Origin of the sequence: Exiguobacterium sp. Helios, from assembly GCF_014524545.1 — a bacterium.
In the GTDB taxonomy this organism is placed as follows: Bacteria; Bacillota; Bacilli; order Exiguobacteriales; family Exiguobacteriaceae; genus Exiguobacterium_A.
This window is the reverse complement of sequence record NZ_CP053557.1, coordinates 2,435,907-2,455,256: the sequence shown is the minus strand read 5'-3', so window position 1 is coordinate 2,455,256 and position 19,350 is coordinate 2,435,907. Positions and strand designations below refer to the sequence as shown.

Annotated in this window: 16 protein-coding genes; 14 read left to right on the top strand and 2 right to left on the bottom strand. The window is 46.1% G+C overall.

The window, feature by feature from the left end; genetic code table 11:
* Positions 1 to 108: 108 nt before the first annotated feature.
* Entirely contained in the window at positions 109 to 1,248 is a 1,140-nt protein-coding gene (locus tag HNY42_RS12795) for a zinc-dependent alcohol dehydrogenase (protein ID WP_131502790.1), read from the top strand.
* Positions 1,249 to 1,334: 86 nt separating this feature from the next.
* Here the strand turns inward: HNY42_RS12795 and HNY42_RS12790 are convergent, their stop codons facing one another.
* Positions 1,335 to 1,766 carry a divergent PAP2 family protein gene (locus HNY42_RS12790; RefSeq protein ID WP_370528941.1) on the bottom strand — a complete coding sequence of 144 codons (432 nt, stop codon included), beginning with the start codon at positions 1,764 to 1,766 and terminating at the stop codon, positions 1,335 to 1,337.
* A gap of 215 nt (positions 1,767 to 1,981) precedes the next feature.
* Here HNY42_RS12790 and HNY42_RS12785 point away from each other — a divergent pair, with 215 nt between their 5' ends.
* The 13 genes from HNY42_RS12785 (at position 1,982) to HNY42_RS12725 (ending at position 17,415) form a co-directional block, all read left to right on the top strand.
* The gene (locus tag HNY42_RS12785) at positions 1,982 to 2,689 is read left to right on the top strand and encodes a response regulator transcription factor (protein WP_131502789.1); all 708 of its coding nucleotides are present in this window, start codon (positions 1,982 to 1,984) and stop codon (positions 2,687 to 2,689) included.
* A complete protein-coding gene (pnpS, locus tag HNY42_RS12780; RefSeq protein WP_131972397.1) occupies positions 2,686 to 4,419 on the top strand; it encodes a two-component system histidine kinase PnpS in 1,734 nt (577 codons plus the stop codon). Before HNY42_RS12785 ends, pnpS begins: the two co-directional genes overlap by 4 nt.
* A gap of 202 nt (positions 4,420 to 4,621) precedes the next feature.
* The gene (gene polA, locus HNY42_RS12775) at positions 4,622 to 7,219 is read left to right on the top strand and encodes a DNA polymerase I (RefSeq protein ID WP_188004591.1); all 2,598 of its coding nucleotides are present in this window, start codon (positions 4,622 to 4,624) and stop codon (positions 7,217 to 7,219) included.
* Positions 7,220 to 7,243: 24 nt separating this feature from the next.
* Positions 7,244 to 8,074, top strand: coding sequence for a DNA-formamidopyrimidine glycosylase (gene mutM, locus HNY42_RS12770; protein ID WP_131502786.1), 831 nt, complete (start codon positions 7,244 to 7,246; stop codon positions 8,072 to 8,074).
* Complete coding sequence (gene coaE, locus HNY42_RS12765; protein WP_131972398.1) at positions 8,071 to 8,658, top strand: dephospho-CoA kinase; 588 nt, start codon at positions 8,071 to 8,073, stop codon at positions 8,656 to 8,658. Before mutM ends, coaE begins: the two co-directional genes overlap by 4 nt.
* A gap of 176 nt (positions 8,659 to 8,834) precedes the next feature.
* Complete coding sequence (locus HNY42_RS12760) at positions 8,835 to 9,878, top strand: glyceraldehyde-3-phosphate dehydrogenase (protein ID WP_114595263.1); 1,044 nt, start codon at positions 8,835 to 8,837, stop codon at positions 9,876 to 9,878.
* 258 nt (positions 9,879 to 10,136) lie between these two features.
* On the top strand, positions 10,137 to 10,523 hold the full coding sequence (gene speD / locus HNY42_RS12755; protein WP_114595264.1) for an adenosylmethionine decarboxylase: 387 nt from the start codon (positions 10,137 to 10,139) through the stop codon (positions 10,521 to 10,523).
* Positions 10,524 to 10,630: 107 nt separating this feature from the next.
* Positions 10,631 to 10,999 (top strand): hypothetical protein, encoded by a 369-nt coding sequence (locus tag HNY42_RS12750; RefSeq protein WP_131502784.1) that lies wholly within the window; start codon positions 10,631 to 10,633, stop codon positions 10,997 to 10,999.
* A gap of 13 nt (positions 11,000 to 11,012) precedes the next feature.
* Complete coding sequence (gene nrdR, locus HNY42_RS12745) at positions 11,013 to 11,495, top strand: transcriptional regulator NrdR (protein WP_114595266.1); 483 nt, start codon at positions 11,013 to 11,015, stop codon at positions 11,493 to 11,495.
* A 67-nt stretch (positions 11,496 to 11,562) separates the two neighbouring features.
* Positions 11,563 to 12,918, top strand: a complete 1,356-nt coding sequence (locus tag HNY42_RS12740) for a replication initiation and membrane attachment family protein (RefSeq protein WP_026827756.1) — start codon at positions 11,563 to 11,565, stop codon at positions 12,916 to 12,918.
* 12 nt (positions 12,919 to 12,930) lie between these two features.
* Positions 12,931 to 13,848: a primosomal protein DnaI gene (dnaI, locus tag HNY42_RS12735; protein ID WP_131502783.1), complete on the top strand. Its 918-nt coding sequence runs from the start codon at positions 12,931 to 12,933 to the stop codon at positions 13,846 to 13,848.
* A 321-nt stretch (positions 13,849 to 14,169) separates the two neighbouring features.
* On the top strand, positions 14,170 to 16,110 hold the full coding sequence (gene thrS, locus HNY42_RS12730) for a threonine--tRNA ligase (protein WP_131502782.1): 1,941 nt from the start codon (positions 14,170 to 14,172) through the stop codon (positions 16,108 to 16,110).
* A 108-nt stretch (positions 16,111 to 16,218) separates the two neighbouring features.
* Positions 16,219 to 17,415 (top strand): glycoside hydrolase family protein, encoded by a 1,197-nt coding sequence (locus tag HNY42_RS12725; RefSeq protein WP_188004590.1) that lies wholly within the window; start codon positions 16,219 to 16,221, stop codon positions 17,413 to 17,415.
* A 44-nt stretch (positions 17,416 to 17,459) separates the two neighbouring features.
* On the opposite strand, the gene HNY42_RS12720 is transcribed toward HNY42_RS12725, so the two are convergent.
* Entirely contained in the window at positions 17,460 to 18,929 is a 1,470-nt protein-coding gene (locus HNY42_RS12720; protein WP_131502780.1) for a catalase, read from the bottom strand.
* Between the last annotated feature and the right edge of the window lie 421 nt (positions 18,930 to 19,350).

The following is a 19,350-nucleotide window of genomic DNA, read 5'->3' as shown; positions in this document are numbered from 1 at the left end:
GGATTAAAAAATCCTCTTTTTGTAAGAAACATGTAACATGAATGCCTGTTTTTTAGGGTAAACCTTTACAGTATACCTGTTTTTTAAAACTTTAAAGGGGGAAATTTCATGCGCGCCGTTACGTATCAAGGTACAAAAAATGTCGAAGTGAAAGATGTTCAGGATCCGTCGATTGAGAAAAACGATGATATCATCGTCAAAATTACGTCAACTGCCATCTGTGGGTCAGATTTGCACATCTATCAAGGAAATATGCCGGCAAAAAAAGATTATGTCATTGGACATGAGCCGATGGGAATCGTTGAAGAAGTTGGTCCGGATGTAACGAAGGTCAAGCGCGGAGACCGAGTTGTCCTGCCGTTCAACGTCGCGTGTGGACATTGTTTCTTTTGTGAACATGATATGGAGAGTCAATGCGACAATTCGAACGGGAATCCGCACGTCGATACAGGCGGATACTTCGGATTTACGGAAGAATTCGGAGGACATCCGGGCGGTCAGGCAGAGTACTTAAAAGTCCCGTTTGGAAACTTCATGCCACTCGTTGTTCCGGAGTCTTGTGAACTTGAAGATGAAGCCTTACTGTTCCTGTCCGATGTCATTCCGACAGCTTACTGGAGTGTTTTGAATGCCGGCGTTAAAAAAGGGGATACGGTCGTCATTCTCGGATCGGGGCCGGTCGGATTGATGACACAGAAATTTGCCTGGATGCAAGGAGCAAAACGGGTCATTGCCGTTGATCAGCAAGTATACCGGTTAAATCATGCCAAGATGACGAACCGCGTCGAAACGGTCAATTTGCAGGATCACAAAGAGACCGGTCAATATCTGAAGGAACTGACTCAGGGCGGCGCAGATGTCGTCATTGATTGTGTCGGACTGGACGGTAAGATGTCGGCTGTTGAAAAAGTGGAACAAAAAATCGGTTTGCAAGGTGGAACGTTGAGTGCCATCAATATCGCGAAAGATGCTGTTCGGAAATTTGGAACGGTCCAATTGACAGGTGTCTATGCCAAAAAATACAATCAATTCCCGCTCGGAGATTTCTTTACGCGGAACATCACGCTAAAGATGGGACAGGCTCCGGTCGTTCATCTGATGCCCGAATTGTTCCAAAAAATCATCAATCAGGAGTTTGATCCAACCGATATCATTACGCACAAAATTGATTTGGAACAGGCAGCCCATGCCTACCAAACGTTTAACGATCATGAGGACGGGTGCATTAAAGTCATCTTAAAACCATAACGCAACCAGCATAAAGACCGCTTCTGACATCCGAAGCGGTCTTTTGTGTGGAAAATTATATCTGATGTACCGTGTGGGCGTCATGATTAAAAGAACAAGACGGGCCAAAGGAAACCTACGGCAAGACCAAGCAGAAGACCCACGAAGACCTGAAACTCGGTGTGTCCGACCAGTTCATTGAGCAGAGGTGTCTTGTGCCGGATTCCTTTGAAATAATCATTTAACAGCTTAGCCTGTAACCCGACGGCTTGGCGAACGCCGGTCGCATCGTACATGATGATGACAGCGAAAATGGCGGCAAGTGCGAACAGGGAAGAACTAAAGCCTTCTTGAAAACCAATCACGACAGCCAGTGCGACGACAGTCGAACTATGTGAACTCGGCATGCCGCCTGAAGCAAACATGATTTCAAGGTCAAATTTTTTCGTTTTGATTAAACCGGTGACGAGTTTGGCGGCTTGTGCGATAAACCAGGCCGTAATTGCTGCAAACAACGGGTGATTCCATTCCATTTTCATTCCTCCACATAATCACGATATGTAACTGTTTCCCCAATTCCGTCATTTCAACACGGGAAACTACTGGAAGAAAGTGTCCGACCTTAAAGATTATGTAAAGAAAGACCAGAAAGATTTGTGGTTTAGTAGCGAAAGTCGTTAAGATGAAGACAGAAGAAGCGGATTCCACGGAATTCCTCATTCAAAGATGAAATGTGCTGAGGAGGCTAACTGTCTTGAAAGATAAAATAATCGTTGTTGATGATGAACTCTCGATTGCCACACTTTTAAAATTTAATTTAGAGCAAGCCGGTTTTGTTGTTGAAACGGCCCATGATGGAATGACAGGGTTGAAGTTAGCGGAGAAACAAGATGCAGCGTTAATTGTCCTGGATCTCATGTTACCGGAACTGGATGGACTGGAAGTCTGCAAGCGACTACGCCAACAAAAAATCAATACCCCGATTTTAATGCTGACGGCAAAAGATGATGAGTTTGACAAAGTGCTCGGACTGGAACTCGGAGCAGATGATTATTTGACGAAGCCGTTCAGTCCGCGTGAAGTCGTCGCCCGTGTTAAAGCCATCCTGCGCCGAATGAACCAGCAGAATGTCGCGGAAGAAGTGACGGATGGAACGATCCTGATTGGAGACGTCAAAATCGTACCGGATAACTACGAAGCATTCAAGGCGGAAGAGCGACTCGAATTGACACCAAAGGAATTTGAGCTGTTAGTATATCTCGCAAAAAACAAAGGACGTGTTTTGACGCGGGACCAATTGTTATCCGCCATCTGGAATTATGACTTCGTTGGGGATACGCGAATCGTTGATGTGCACATCAGTCATGTTCGAGAAAAAATTGAACCGAATACGAAAAAGCCGATCTACATTAAAACGATTCGCGGATTAGGTTACAAAATGGAGGAGCCGAAAGCGGAATGAGTAAATACCGCAAACGATTCATTCTGAAAATGTTGTCTTTCATCAGCCTGGTCTTAATCGCACTGGGCTTTTTGCTTGGACAATCATTTAAAGATTTTTATATCAATAATGAAAAAGAAAAATTAGTGGATGAAACTTCACTTGTGGAGTCCATTTTACGGGAGCGGACAGTGCCGGATATGGCAGCCTACGTCGATAAGATGTATGCTGAATCGAATTTCGACATGATTTTATTTAACGGTCGCGGGGAAATCATTGCCGGAACCCCGGTCGATGTCACGAAGCTAAACGTTAGGGCCATTAATTTTTCTGCCATCCCAAACGATGGCACATTCGAATCGAAAGTCTATGAAACGAGTCTTCAATATACGAAACCCGTCCTGACGGCTGACGGTGGGGAAGTCTACATCAGTTTCATCCGCTATACAAAAGATTTGAACATGATTTATTCGCGGATTTGGACCGTCATCATCTTATCTCTTCTGACTTCGCTTTGTATTATTTTCTTCGCTGTCTACAGTTCGACAAAACGTTTTTTACGACCGATTGCGGAAGCGACAGAAGTCTTATACGAGTTGTCACACGGGAACTATAAATCACGTGTCTACGAATTGACGGCACCGGATGAATCGAGAGATCTCGGGAAATCCATTAATCTGTTGGCCCGGAACCTAGAGAATGCGTCTTCCGGCGAAGCGATGCAACGGGCGCGACTTGAGTCACTGATTGAATACATGGGTGCCGGCTTGATGTTGATTGATGAAAAAGGCTATGTCTTGCTTGTCAATCGAACGTACCGGGAAATGTTCAATATCTATGGTCAATCAAATGGACAATTGTATTACCGGGTCTTACCAAATGAAAAGATGAGTCAAGTGATTGAAGATGTCTACTTGACGGAAAAACCAAACCGGAAACAATCAAGTGTCCGGTTTGGTTTAAACAGTCGGACCTTTATGGTCAGTGCAGCACCGATTTTCGGGAAAAATGGACGTGTCCAAGGGACGACGGTCGTTTTTAACGATATTACAGAAATCAAAAAGCTCGAACAGATGCGTAAAGACTTCGTTGCAAACGTCAGTCATGAGCTGAAGACACCGTTGACTTCCATCAAAGGATTTGCGGAGACACTGCTCGATGGAGCACAAGACGTACCGGAAATCAGGGAGCAGTTCCTGAACATCATCCACGATGAATCAGAGCGGATGCAGACGCTGGTCGAAGATTTACTTGAACTGTCGCGTCTCGAACAGGACAATTATCAGCTGGAGACGACGATTGTCGACGTTACGAGTTTACTCCGTGAAACTGAAACACTGTTACAACGAAAAGCAACGGAAAAGCAGATGACGATTCATCTCGAGACAGAAGAAGAAGTATTTATCCGGGCGGATTTAAATCGTTTAAAGCAAGTCGTCGTCAATCTTGTCGCGAATGCCTTGAACTATACGCCGAACGGCGGTAATGTCTGGGTCAGTCTAGAGGACGGGGAAGAAGCCGTCATGCTCCGAATCAAGGATGATGGAATCGGGATTCATCCAAAAGAGATGCAACGGATTTTTGAACGGTTTTACCGCGTGGATAAGGCGCGGAGTCGAAATTCGGGCGGGACCGGTCTTGGTCTGGCAATTGTGAAACATATCATTGATCTTCATCATGGGACAATCGAGGTTGAATCCGAGGAAAATGTCGGGACGACCTTTACGATACGTTTACCAAAAAAGGGATGAGGGTTCATATTTCCTTTACAGAATAATCGTATGCTTAAAGTACCTTCTTCATCATCTGTGCCTCGACTGGTTCAGCTCCCATGTCGGGACACGCAGTGGCGACTGGCTATTTAGCCGGTCGTCTTTTTTTGTCTGCTTTTTTAGCGAACAAATGTGTGTAGAGTGATACAATAAGAACAGAAAATCTTCCAAAGGGGCGTAGATGATGGAAAACAAACTTTTATTGATTGATGGAAATTCACTGACGTATCGAGCTTTTTTTGCGTTACCACCGATGACGGATGCGCAAGGACGCAATACGAATGCAGCTTACGGTTTTACGATGATGTTGTTGAAATTACTTGAAGAGGAACAACCGACACACATGCTCGTCGCATTTGATGCATCAAGCGAAACGTTCCGGCATGACGTGTACCAAGAATATAAAGGCAGTCGTGAAAAGACGCCTTCAGAGCTCCGGGAACAGTTTCCGATTGTCCGGGACATCTGTGAAGCGTTAGGCATTCAAATGATGGAACTTCACCGCTACGAAGCGGATGACTTGATTGGGACATTGGCACAAACGATGCCGGCTGATCGCATCCGAATCGTGACGGGAGATAAGGATTTACTTCAACTCGTGACGGATCAGGTCGAAGTGTTGATTACGAAGCGTGGTATCACAGACGTTCTGTGTATGACAGAAGAATTATTTGCTGAAACTTACGGCGGATTAAAGCCGATTCAGATGATTGATCTGAAAGGTTTGATGGGCGATAAATCCGATAATATTCCAGGAGTTCCGGGAATCGGTGAAAAAACAGCCGTCAAATTGATTTCTGCTTATGGATCAGTCGAAGGTCTGTACGAACATGTCGAAGACTTAAAAGGGAAACAAAAAGAAAAAGTCATCGCGAATGAAGAATTGGCACGGTTGTCAAAAGAACTCGCGACAATCAAGCTGGACGTTCCGCTTGATGTCACACTCGATGACTTACAGATCAGTGACGTCGATACACAAGTACCGTATTCATTGTTCCAATCACTTGGCTTTAAATCCTTAACGAACCGGTTTGCTCCCGTCGTTGAAGAAGCGGATAAAGAACAGTTAAACGTCCAAACGATTACTTCTTTCCCGACAGATGTTACAGATGCTGTGTTGGTCGTTGAACAACTGCGTGAAGATTACATGGAAGAAGAGATCATTGGATTTGGTATCGCGACACCGAATCAAATTTATGTCGCGTCCTTGGAACTTGTCCATGATCCGGCCTTCCGTGATTGGATTGAATCAGAACATCAAAAAATTTGCCTCGATGCGAAGCAGGTCGCGTTCGCTTTACGTAAACACGGGCTGAAATTAACGGCATTCGATGACTTGTTGCTCGCCGGTTATTTATTAAACTTGAGCGGAGGAACGACCCTGGCGTCGATTGCCGGACATTATATGCTGATGGCACCGAATGAAGAGTCTGTCTTAGGAAAAGGCGCAAAACGTCTTACTCCGGCAGACGAGGTGTTGCATCCTTACTTGGCGGAAAAAGCCCGCATGATTGAACTGTTATTCCCGAAAGTCAAAGAAGAACTGAAGGCAAACCAACAGTTTGAGTTATATGAGACACTGGAACGTCCATTATCCGGCGTATTGGCTGAAATGGAATGGACCGGAATTCGCGTCGACGTGGCAACACTTCAGGAGATGCAAACCGATTTGGGAGGACGTCTACACGATTTGGAACAATTGATTTACGGGGAAGTCGGGGAAGAGTTCAATATCAATTCGCCGAAACAGCTCGGCGTCATCCTGTTCGAAAAACTTGAATTACCTGCCTTCAAGAAAACGAAGACCGGTTATTCAACAGCGGCCGACGTACTAGAAAAACTTCGTCCGCTACATCCGGTCATCGACCACATCATGTTGTACCGCGAATTGCAAAAACTGCAATCGACGTATGTCGAAGGCTTACAGAAGGTCATCAAGGAAGACGGAAAAATTCATACCCGATTTGCTCAAACGATTGCTCAGACAGGACGTCTCAGCTCCGTTAATCCGAACTTACAAAACATTCCGGTCCGGATCGAAGAAGGACGAAAAATCCGAAAAGCGTTTGTGCCGAGTGAATCAGGCTGGTCCTTGTACGCCGCCGACTATTCCCAAATCGAATTGCGGGTCATGGCTCATATGTCGGAAGACAAAACACTTGTCCAAGCGTTCTTGGATGATGCCGATATTCACACGCAGACAGCGAGCAGTGTCTTTGGTGTCGCACCGAATGACGTCACAGGCAATATGCGTCGTCAGGCGAAAGCCGTCAACTTTGGAATCATTTACGGAATCAGTGATTACGGTTTGTCGCAGAACTTGAATATTTCACGTAAAGAGGCGCAAGACTTCATCGACCGTTATTTCGAATTGTTCCCGCAAATCAAGTTGTTCATGGATGCAGCGATTGAGAAAGCACGGATGAACGGTTTTGTCGAAACGCTGATGAATCGCCGCCGGAATATTCCTGACATCAATTCGAAAAACTTTAATTTGCGCGGTTTTGCGGAACGGACGGCGATTAACACGCCGATCCAAGGTTCAGCAGCCGATATCATCAAAAAAGCCATGCTCGATGTCCATGCCGCCCTGGAAGCATCTCCGTTGCAGGCTCGTCTGTTACTGCAAGTGCACGATGAATTGATTTTTGAAGCGCCGGATGAAGAGCTGGATGCGCTCAAGACGCTAGTCAAACAAGCGATGGAACAGACGGTTCACTTGTCTGTACCATTACGTGTTGATGGTGATGCCGGTCATTCATGGTACGAAACCAAATAAGAAGTGGTCAGAGGAGGAAGTAAGTTGCCTGAATTACCTGAAGTCGAGACCGTCAGACGAAGCTTGGAACGGACGGTCTCCGGAAAAACGATTTCTTCCGTCAAAGTATTTCATCCGAAGATGATTCGGGGAATGGAAGTCGCACCGTTCGTTGATGCATTGAAGCAAGAGCGAATCGAACGGGTCGAGCGTCGGGGGAAATTTTTACTGTTTACGTTTGAAAGATTTTATCTCGTCAGTCATTTGCGGATGGAAGGGAAGTATTTCCCTTATCCGCAGGCGATTGAGAAGGATAAGCATACACATGTCATCTTCCGCTTTACAGACGGTTCGGAACTGCATTACAACGATGTCCGGAAATTCGGCACGATGGAGCTGCGCGAGAAAGAGACCGCGATGTCGGTCCCGCCACTGGCCCAACTCGAACGGGAACCGTTTGATCCGACGTTTACGGCAGAAGTCCTGGCTGAAAACCTGATCCGGAAAAAGCGGAGCCCGATTAAAACCGCGCTACTCGATCAATCGATTTTTTTAGGACTGGGGAACATTTATGTCGATGAGACGTTGTTTGCTGCCCGGGTCCATCCGTTAACGAAATCAGGGGCTTTGACGTTAGATGACATCTCACGGATTCATGTTGCCGGTGTGGATGTGTTAGGGAAAGCCGTTGAAGGCGGCGGGAGCACGATTCGGAGTTATGTGTCTCCGACCGGAAAAGGTGAATTCCAATTACAGCTTGCTGTGTACGGACAAACCGGTTCACCTTGTCCGAGGTGCGGGACAGCAATCGAGAAAATCAAAGTAGGTGGACGAGGGACGCACTTCTGTCCGACATGCCAACAGGTGGCTTTATGAGAATCGGACTGACCGGAGGAATTGCAACCGGAAAAAGTACGGTCTCTGCCTATCTACAACAACAGGGTGTCGTCGTCATCGATGCGGATCTTGTCGCCCGTCAAGTCATCGAACCGGGCGGGTTGGCTTATGAGGAAGTCAAAGCCGCTTTTCCGACAGCCTTTTCAGAAGGGGAACTCGTTCGTTCAAAACTCGGGGATATCATTTTTCACGATAATGAAAAGCGGATCATCCTGAATGAACTGATGCATCCGAAAATTCGGCAACAGATGTTAGAAATGGCGTCTCAAAACGAACAGGCCGGACAATCCATCATCGTTTTTGATATTCCATTACTGCTAGAAGGAGACTGGAAACAACTTGTCGATCAAGTCGTAGTGGTCTATTGCCCTGCTAAATTACAAAAGCAACGTTTGATGGAGCGGAATCATCTAACAGCAGAAGAGGCGCAAGCCAGAATGGATGCGCAACTCGATATCGAGCAGAAAAAACGTTTGGCAGACTACGTTCTGACTAATGAAAGTACACGAGAAGCATTATACCGGCAAATCGATGACTGGCTAAAAACGATTCGTTCCGCATAAAGGAAAACCGTTTAGATCGGTTTTCTGCCTGGAAAAGTGTTTTCGTAATCAAAGTGGGAGAAAGTTACCAACTTCTCTCACTTTTTTTAGATTACGTAATGAAATCGCTTACATTTCATGATATAGTTCTATCTGTAAACGGAGCATCATCCGTCACATTGAAGGGGGATCCGAAAATGGGAGTCAAGGTGGCAGTTAACGGTTTTGGTCGAATTGGTCGAATGGTATTCCGGCGTCTAATCGCTGAGGGGAAAAGTGAGGTTGTCGCCATTAATGCAAGTTATCCGGTGGAAACATTGGCACATCTCATCAAATATGACACGGTTCACGGGAAATTTGCTTATCCAGTCGACATCATTGATGGGGCATTGATGGTGAATGGACGACAAATTCAAATCGTCAGCGAGCGCGACCCGGAACAGTTGCCGTGGGGGCAACTGGGCATCGATATCGTCGTTGAGGCAACCGGGAAGTTTAATTCAAAAACAGGTGCTGAAAAACATTTGACGGCCGGAGCTAAAAAAGTCGTCATCACGGCGCCAGCCAAAGGGGATTTACGTACGATCGTCATGGGGGTCAATGACGAGATGTATGATCACGAGACGGATGCGATCGTCTCGAACGCTTCGTGCACGACGAACTGTCTCGCACCTGTCGTTCAAGTCATCGACCGGGCGTTCGGGATTGAATCGGGTCTTGTGACGACGATTCATGCCTTTACGAATGATCAAAATAATATCGATAATCCGCATAAGGATTTACGACGGGCACGGGCTTGCGGATCATCGATCATTCCGACTTCGACCGGAGCAGCCAAAGCGATTTCACTCGTTTTACCGCACCTCGAAGGAAAACTCAACGGACTGGCACTCCGTGTTCCGACACCAAACGTCTCACTGGTCGATCTGGTGGTGGAAGTCAGCCGCGATACGACAGTCGCTGAAGTCAATGAGGCATTCGTGAAGGCAGCGGACGGAGCGCTCGACGGAATACTCGGTCTGACGATGGAACCACTCGTTTCGATCGACTTCAACGGAGAAGAGAAGTCAACAGTCGTCGACGGTCTGTCGACGATGGTCATGGGGGGACGACAGGTCAAAGTCCTCGCTTGGTATGACAATGAGTGGGGATACTCATGTCGTGTCGTCGATCTCGTTCATCTGGTTGGTGCACATATCGAGGCAAGCGGAAACGAACAAAAACAACTGGAGTTAAAATAAAATAATAATGAAGAATCGCTCTACAGCAACCTGTAGAGCGTTTTCTTCGAGAAAATATATTAAAATTCGAAATTTATCCTTGTGTATCTTTTTGATACTCGCTATAATTCAAATCGTGAACTTCAATCGGTCTGGCAATCGCAGCTTAAAGGGTTAGGACCTCTCTGGACTAACTTTCCCCCGTGGGTGCGAACGACTCAGGCGCAAAGTAAGTGATCAACTACTTTGAAGACCATTGAATGTAGGGGGGATCCACAAATGGATACTATGGGAAGACACATTATTGCAGAACTTTGGGATTGTAATCCTGAAAAATTGAACGACATGGAATTTGTAGAACGACTTTTTGTTGATGCAGCACTTCAAGCAGGTGCGGAAGTACGCGAAGTCGCATTCCATAAGTTTGCTCCACACGGCGTCAGCGGCGTCGTTATTATTTCTGAATCGCATTTAACGATTCACAGTTTCCCAGAGCATGGTTATGCATCTGTTGATGTATTTACATGTGGCGATCGAATCGATCCGGCCATCGCAGCGCATTATATCGCTGACGGACTCGATGCGAAAATCCGTGAAAATGTCGAAATTCCACGTGGTATGGGACCTGTTGAAGTTCCGGCTGCTAAGGTTCAGCACGTTAACTGACAAAAACACGAATCAACAAGCCCTCGTCTTATGGCGAGGGCTTTTTAATATGTCTGACGTCTGTTATTCTTAATAGTAGAAGAAAACAGAAAAAGGGTGATGAGGGAATGGGACTGAAAGAACGGTTACAAAAACAAATGGAAACGTCAGATACACATAAAAACGAAAAGTTACGGACCCATTACTATGCAGCGACCGTAGAGATGCTATTTACGGGGGTGGAAGCGACAGTAACAAAACAACAGGGAAAAGTTAAGCGGATCGATCAAGGGCGCGGAGAACTTGCGTTTAGTGCACCTGGCTTAGATGGTCTGGCGACTGTCATCATGGTGGGATCCGGCCGTACGGCTGTTGATTTGTTCCTGCACCGCGACGGTTTGCTTGGTCCCGATCTTGAAAAATGGATTGAATCCATTTATCAGGAGCTTGATTCGACGTATCGTTTAAAAATGATCGGTACGAAAGAAATTACGTGAATGGAGGTACGACATGCGTTGTCCAGCCTGCAACTATAACGGGACAAAAGTATTAGATTCGAGACCCGTGCAAGATTTTGGTTCGATTCGCAGACGGCGGGAATGTGAATCATGTGGCTATCGCTTTACGACATTTGAGATGGTAGAACAAACGCCTCTCATCATCGTCAAAAAAGATGGAACACGTGACGAATTCAATCGGGACAAAATCTTGCGTGGATTAGTCCGAGCATGTGAAAAACGCCCGATTTCCATTGAACAACTGGAAACAGTCGTCAGCCGGGTTGAAAAAACACTACGAGCAACGGCACAACATGAAATTCCGAGCGAACAGGTCGGACGACTCGTGCTGAATGAACTCGCTTCTGTCGATGAAGTAGCGTATGTCCGGTTTGCCAGTGTCTATAAGCAATTTAAAGACATCAATGTCTTTTTCCAGGAATTATCCGAATTGATGGAACGTCATCAAGACACTGAACGGGAAAATCAAACCTAATGAAGGAGAGGTCGTCTGACTGTTCAGAACGCCCTCTCTTTTTCTCACGAAAGAAGGGATGAAGCAAATGATGGAACGTGAATTGTCAGGGACCGATCTCTGCTTGATCATGAGTAATGGTGTCGTCGACCGGGAAGCATATCAGTCCCTCTACTATCTGTATCAACCAATTATCGGTGTGAAAGCGCTTGGTCTGTACCAAACGTTTTGGAGCGAGATGATTCCCGGTAAGACGAAATCGCAATACATCTCGCATGCAGAACTCGGCACGCTGCTCGGATTTTCAGTCGATGAATTCAAAGAAGAACTGTTTAAGCTCGAGGGGATTGGTTTGATCCGGACCTTTGAAGCGAAACAGGCCGCTTACCGTTATGTCTATCAAATCCGTGTCCCGTTAGCACCAAACACATTTTTAAACGATGGGGTGCTGTCGAGCTTACTGTTCTACCGCGTCGGCGAAATTCGTTTCCGTGCTTTACAAAATCGTTTCCGGACTGATCCGCTACCGAAAAACGTCGTCGACCGGACTGTCCGGTTTGATCAAGTATTTGACGTCAAGGCAGGACTCGCCTCTGCGCATCAGCCGAAATCCTATGCGAAACAGGAACGGGCAGCTTACGAATTTGATTATTCGTTTGACCTTGAAGAAATGAAACGCCAAACCGATCGCTTCTTGCCACGCAGTTTTTATACGAAATCGATTGACCATCTGTTGTTGAAACTGGCGTACGTCACACAATCGAACGAAGCCCTCATGGCAGAACTCCTGAACGCCCGTTTCCGTCATGAAGCGTACTTGCCGATGACGGACAGTGAGAAGCAAGAACGGTGTAAACAGATGATGCTGTCGGCGAAGCAGAAACTCAGCCGGGAAAAGAAAGCCAAGGTTGCCGTTCTCGAAGAAGTAGAGGTCGGGGAGCTGAGCGAAACGGAGACGATGGAAGGAACGCATCCGAAGCATTACGTTGCGAAACTAAGAAAAGTCAAAGCACTGTCGGAGCGTGATGAAGAGTTGATTCAGCAATTGATCATCGACTATGAGATGTCGTCCGGAATCGTCAACGCAGCCTATTATTATGCGTTAGTCATTAAAAAGGATAACCGTTTCAGTAAGAACTTCCTTCTCTCGATCGTGGATGACTGGAAACAAAAAGGATACGTCACGGCAGCCGAAGCATTGGCGAAAACGAAAGAACAGGACGAATTGATTTCGAAAAAGCAGGATCAGAAACAAGAGCGTTCACGGCAAACGGTCGGTGGACGAAGAGGTCGTTCCAATGCGACCGGGCCGAATCCGAAATGGTTGCAGGAAGAAAAAGAAAAACAACAGCAATATGAAGCGACGAAAAAAGCCAGTTTTGAAGCTGAGGTGCCAGATGATGAAGAAATGGAACGGATTCTGCGGGAACTCAAAGGCAAATAAAGGAGTAGTGAGATGGAACATATCCAATCATCGATTGAAAAGATTTTAAACCGGCCGGACGTGGCAGAATCGGTTCGAGCCATTCATCAGCGTGTCTTGTCACATCCGGGAGTTATCATGTTTTTACGGACGCACCCGGAAATTGATCAACGGACGATTGAACGGGGCATGCTGAAACTAAACGAGTATGCTGAACAGATGCACGGGAATCAAATCATTGAAAAGAAGGCCGTCATCGAAGGGTATCAACCTGTCCTGCATTTAGAAAAAGGTCAGATCATGGTTGCTTATGAAAAAACCCAGGCGTTACGCGACCGTGAAAACGAGCGGGCTCTCGAAAAGAAATTTAAAAGTCTGTTCTTACCGGATGAAGTCCGGGATGCGAACTTCAGTGACTTTGATTTGACGACGACGGACCGGAAGCTCGCTTTGCGTGCAGCTTCACAGTTTTTAAATACAGTCCGTTCAAAACAACAAGTCAAAGGATTGTACCTGCACGGCAGTTTTGGTGTCGGGAAAACGTATTTGCTTGCTGCAATCGGGAATGCATTAAAAAAGGAACGGGTTGCGACAATTTTGGTTCATGCACCCGGTTTCGTCTCGGAAGCGAAGCGGCGGATCCGGTCGGACAGTTTCGATACGTTTTTGGAAAGTTTTCAGACTGTACCGGTTTTGTTGATTGACGACATCGGAGCGGAGTCAATCAGTCCGTGGGTCCGCGATGAATTATTCGGAATCATCCTGCAATACCGCATGATGCACCGTCTGCCGACCCTGTTCAGTTCCAACCTGTCGTATGACGAACTGGAGTTGCATTTCGGGATTACGAATGACCAGGGAGATAAACTAAAAGCGATGCGTCTGATGGAACGGATCCGGACGACGACGAATCCGGTCGAGTTTTTAGGCGAAAACCGACGGCGCTATTAATTTCTCTTGTCAAAGAAGTTCGACTTTCGCTATACTAAGGACACGATCTGTATAGATGTCAGCTACGATTGAGGACATGAAAAATGAACAGGGACCAAACAAGCGAGAGAAGGATGGTGAAAGCTTCTCATGGAATCCGTCATTTCTTTACTCCCTCATAGCTCAAGCGGGGCTAATCCGCTTGCGTGTCACGCCCGTTATCGCGTGTTCGAGCCGGTGCATGGAAACATGTTCGGGAACGAGGGTGGTACCACGAGATTGAGACTCGTCCCTTTTTGAGGGATGGGTCTTTTTTATTTTAATTTATAGGGGGAAGCAGTCATGTCAAACATTGCTCTTACATTTCCAGATGGTGCAGTAAAGGAATTTACAGCCGGAACGACAGCTGAAGAAGTCGCCGCTTCAATCAGCCCGGGATTACGGAAAAAAGCGTTTGCCGCAAAATTAAACGGACAAGTCATCGATTACCGTCGTCCGATTGAGCAAGATGGTTCGATTGAACTCGTCATGCCGGATTCGGAAGAAGGACTGGATTTAATCCGTCACTCATCTGCTCACTTAATGGCACAAGCAATTAAACGCCTGTACCCGGACGAAACGATCCATCTCGGAATCGGACCGACGATCGAAAACGGGTTTTACTACGACATCGATATGGAGCGCCGCCTGACAGAGGAAGACCTGCCGGAAATCGAAAAGATGATGAATAAGATTGCCGGTGAAAACTTACCGATTGAGCGGGAAGTCGTTTCACGCGATGAAGCATTAGCTGTTTATCAGGAATTAAATGATCCGCTTAAAATCGAATTGATTGAATCGATTCCTGCCGATCAGGATTTAACGTTCTATCGTCAAGGCGAGTTCTTCGACTTATGCCGCGGACCACATGTGCCGGCGACGGCTAAGTTACAAGTCTTCAAATTGATGAGCATCGCCGGTGCTTACTGGCGTGGGGATTCGAAAAATAAGATGTTGCAACGGATTTACGGAACAGCATGGGCAAACAAAGACCAACTGAAACAACACCTTCATTTCTTGGCGGAAGCGAAAGAACGCGATCACCGAAAACTCGGCAAAGAACTCGACTTGTTCTTCACATCTCAAGATGTCGGACAAGGATTACCGATGTGGTTACCAAAAGGGGCGGCCATCCGCCGGACGGTCGAGCGTTATATCGTCGATAAAGAACTTGAACTCGGATACGAGCACGTCTATACGCCGGTTCTTGGTTCGGTTGAATTGTACAAAACATCAGGACACTGGGATCACTATCAAGATGATATGTTTCCGAAAATGGAGATGGATAATGAAGAGTTGGTTCTCCGTCCGATGAACTGTCCGCACCATATGATGATTTATAAAAATGAACCGCGGTCGTACCGTGACTTACCGCTCCGCGTTGCAGAACTCGGCGGTATGCACCGGTATGAGATGTCGGGTGCGTTAACAGGTCTTCAGCGTGTCCGTTACATGGTTCTCAATGATGGACATACGTTTGTTCGTCCGGACCAAATGAAGGAAGAGTTCAAAGCAATCGTCCACTTGATTCAGGAAGTATATGCCGACTTCGGCATCACAGACTACAAGTTCCGTCTGTCGTACCGTGATCCGGCCGATAAAGAAAAATACTTCGACAACGATGCGATTTGGGAAATGGCGCAGCGTGAGTTAAAAGAAACGATGGATGAGCTCGAACTGCCGTACTTCGAAGCAGAGGGCGAAGCCGCATTCTACGGACCGAAGCTTGACGTGCAGGTCCGCACAGCGCTCGGTAAAGATGAAACGCTGTCGACCGTCCAACTCGACTTCCTCTTGCCTGAACGCTTTGAGCTGACGTATAAAGGAAACGACGGACAAGATCATCGTCCTGTCGTCTTACACCGTGGTGTTGTCTCGACGATGGAACGATTCGTAGCGTACTTGATTGAAGAGTACAAAGGAGCGTTCCCGACGTGGCTCGCACCCGTTCAAGTCAAATTGATCCCGGTCTCAAGCGTACATGAAGACTACGCACGTGAAATCAAAACGATGCTCTTGAAAAAAGGGATTCGTGTCGAGACAGATTTCCGGGATGAAAAACTCGGTTACCGGATTCGGGAAGCGCAAGTCAACAAAGTACCGGTCATGCTCGTTCTGGGTGATAAAGAAATCGAAGCGCGTGAAGTCAATATCCGCCGTTACGGTTCAAAAGATTCAAGCAACGCATCACTGGAACAGTTCGTCAGTGATTTGGAACAAGAAATCGCAAACCGTTCAAAATAAGGATTTAGTAATAGCAATAAGAGGGTGGCTCACAGCTGCCCTCTTTTTTTGTCCTACAGATTCTATGTCTGAATACCGATAATAGGGACAGGGAAGGGAGATGAAAAAATGAAAAGAAGAATGATGCTCGGAGTATGTCTGGTCTTGGTATTTCTGCTTTTACCTGATACAGAACATGCGATCAGTATGAAAAGTTACCGGATTACGCCACAGACAGAGCCAATTGATCCTGCACTTCGCGCTTATTCGACATATAATAGCCAAACCAAAAATCATTATACTCTCCGGTCGTACCTTGAAAAAATCGAGGCAGAAGGCGGAGGGACGTTAGTCTTGTCAAAAGGCGTGTATCTTTCCCCGTTACGCGTCGGGATTCCTTCCAATACGACCATCATTTTAGAGGATGGTGTCATCATCAAGAAGACGAAGGAGACCGGGACGCCAAAGCTTCAAGCAACAACAAGTATCTTTGATTTAGTACCGCCCTCTGTTTTACGGTTAAATACAACGGTCGGAACATACAGTGGATCCAAAAATATCAAAATCATCGGACGGGGAAGTGCTCAAATCGATTTGAATTATTTTCCGCGCGGCTCGGCTTTTGCCATCGCACATAATGAAAATCTGTATCTCGGGGGAATCACGATCCGTCATCAACAAGGATCGCATGCGATTGAACTGGATGCGACAAAAACGGCACTCATTGAAAACATGCACTTTGTCGATGCGAAGATGATTGCCGGGACAGGTCCGAATGAATCCATTAATCTGGATACGCCGGATCCGGTCACGAAAGGATTTCAATGGAAATGGTCGGCGCAAGACCGGACACCGAATCATGACATCACGATTCGAAATAACGACTTCACCAATGTTAATGTCGCAATCGGCACACACCAATACTCTCAAGATCGTCCGCATACGGCGGTCCGTATTTTAAATAACGTGATTGACGGGACGAAAGATCATGCGATTTCAATGATGAACTGGAACCAACCGGTCATTCAATACAATACGATTCGAAACGTTCACCGTCCAGATGGGAAAGGCATCGCTATTTTGGGACGAGGAGTAGTCGGTGGCAGCATCAAACAGAATCGTCTGGAAAAGATCGACCGGGCCATTCAATTTCAGCCACACGTCAATTATGGATTCAAGCCGCTGTACAATCGGTTTACGGATAAAGAAAAACTGAGCTTTCGTCAGAACGAAGTAAATCAAGCAACAGTAAATCAAGTCGTTTTGTTTTCCAAGTTAGGTGTTTTTTCGGCGGAAACATCGGAACGCTTTAATTTTGTTCCATAAAAAAAGTCTATTCCTTTACGGAATAGACTTTTTTTATGGAAACATTATTTTTGCATTTGTTGTAAGAACGGTTGGATATCGACTTGTAACGCTTCTGACAATTTTTTACCAAGAGACTCATCCGCGCGGTAGAAGTTACAGATGGCAAGCAAGACGGTATTCTCATGGCGGACTTGTTTTAAGTCATCCACTAAATTGTTCAGGAGTGCCATTTGTTCTTCTTCTGTCATGCGACGGTATACTTCACCGGCTTGACCGAAGTTGTTAGTTTTTTCGATTTCGAGACGGCCATGGATGTCATCATACAACGGTTGGTTTTCTTCCGTGTATTCCGGTGTCTGTTTCGGCTCATCCTGATAACGGTTCGGTTCATAGTTGACCGGGCTTGATTGCTGTCCGACCGGCATTGCACCATCACGTTGGTAGTTGTTGACTTGAGCGAACGGACAGTTGATCGGCAACTGTTGGTAGTTTGTTCCGATCCGGTAACGTTGCGTATCTGAATAAGAGAAGAGACGTCCTTGAAGCAACTTATCTTCAGAAGGCAACATGCCTGGAATTAAGACACCCGGGTTAAAACCGACTGATTCAGTTTCAGCAAAGTAGTTATCGACGTTTTTGTTTAAGACCATTGTGCCGACATGTTGGAACGGGATGACATCTTCGAACCAGTCTTTTGTTGCATCGAGCGGATCAAAGTCAAAATTGTCGACATCTGACGGGTCAAGAACTTGGACGAACAGATCCCACTCCGGGAAGTCTCCGTCTTCGATTGCTTGGAACGTATCGTTTGAAGCATGGTTGAAATCTTTTCCTTGAATTTCTGTCGCTTCGTCCGCTGTCAGGTTATGGACACCGACTTTCGGCACCCAACGCAATTTGACATAAACCGTATTTCCGTGTGCATTCACCCATTTAAAAGCATGGACGGATGAACCGCGCATTTTACGGTAGCTTGCCGGAATACCTTCATCTGTAAACAGGTGCATCAACATGTTTGTCGATTCCGGACGCAATGTCATGAAGTCCCAGTAGCGGTCCGGATCTTGAATATTCGTACGTGGATCCGGTTTTAGCGAGTGGACCATATCCGGAAATTTCATCGCATCACGAATGAAGAAGACCGGTAAGTTATTACCGACGAAATCCCAGTTTCCTTCTTCTGTATAGAACTTAACCGAGAAGCCGCGTGGATCGCGTAATGTTTCAGGAGAATGTGTACCGTGAATAACGGTTGAGAAACGAGCGAATACAGGAACCTCTGTACCTTCGTTTTGAAGGAACGCAGCTTTTGTATATTTCTTCATCGAGTTTTTCACTGTGAAGACCCCGTGTGCACCAAAACCGCGGGCGTGAACGACACGTTCCGGAACACGTTCCCGGTCGAAGTGGGCCATTTTCTCAATCAATTGATAGTCTTCGAGTAATGTAGGACCTCTACGACCTGCCGTGCGCGAATTCTGATTGTCGCCAATCGGAACACCTTGATTAGTGGTTAATCGTTTTTCATTCATTAATAACTCCCCCTTATGTAAAAGATTACATTGATTATAAAACAATAATTATTCTAAATAAAGAATAATGCTCTGCAAATTCTGAAAACTTTTTCTGCCCTTTTTTATTTACCCAGGGTAACAACCTTAGAAACTTCTTGCTAAAACGAGACAGGATTGCTATTATAATCAAGTATCTGAGCAACGTTCTAACCGAACAGATATAGCGGCTTGACATCGAGGGAAAACAAGTGCTATGATAGCAAAGTGAAATGACAACAAAGCAGAAGCATCCCGCTTCTCACCACGTATAGCAATCTATGCTGGTCCATCATGATGATATGTGATAGTAGAGTGTTCTCTGACTATTGTATACTTTATGAGTGTGGGCGGGAAAAACTGCCGACGCTTTTTTTATAGCGTTTTATATCATTCATTTTTC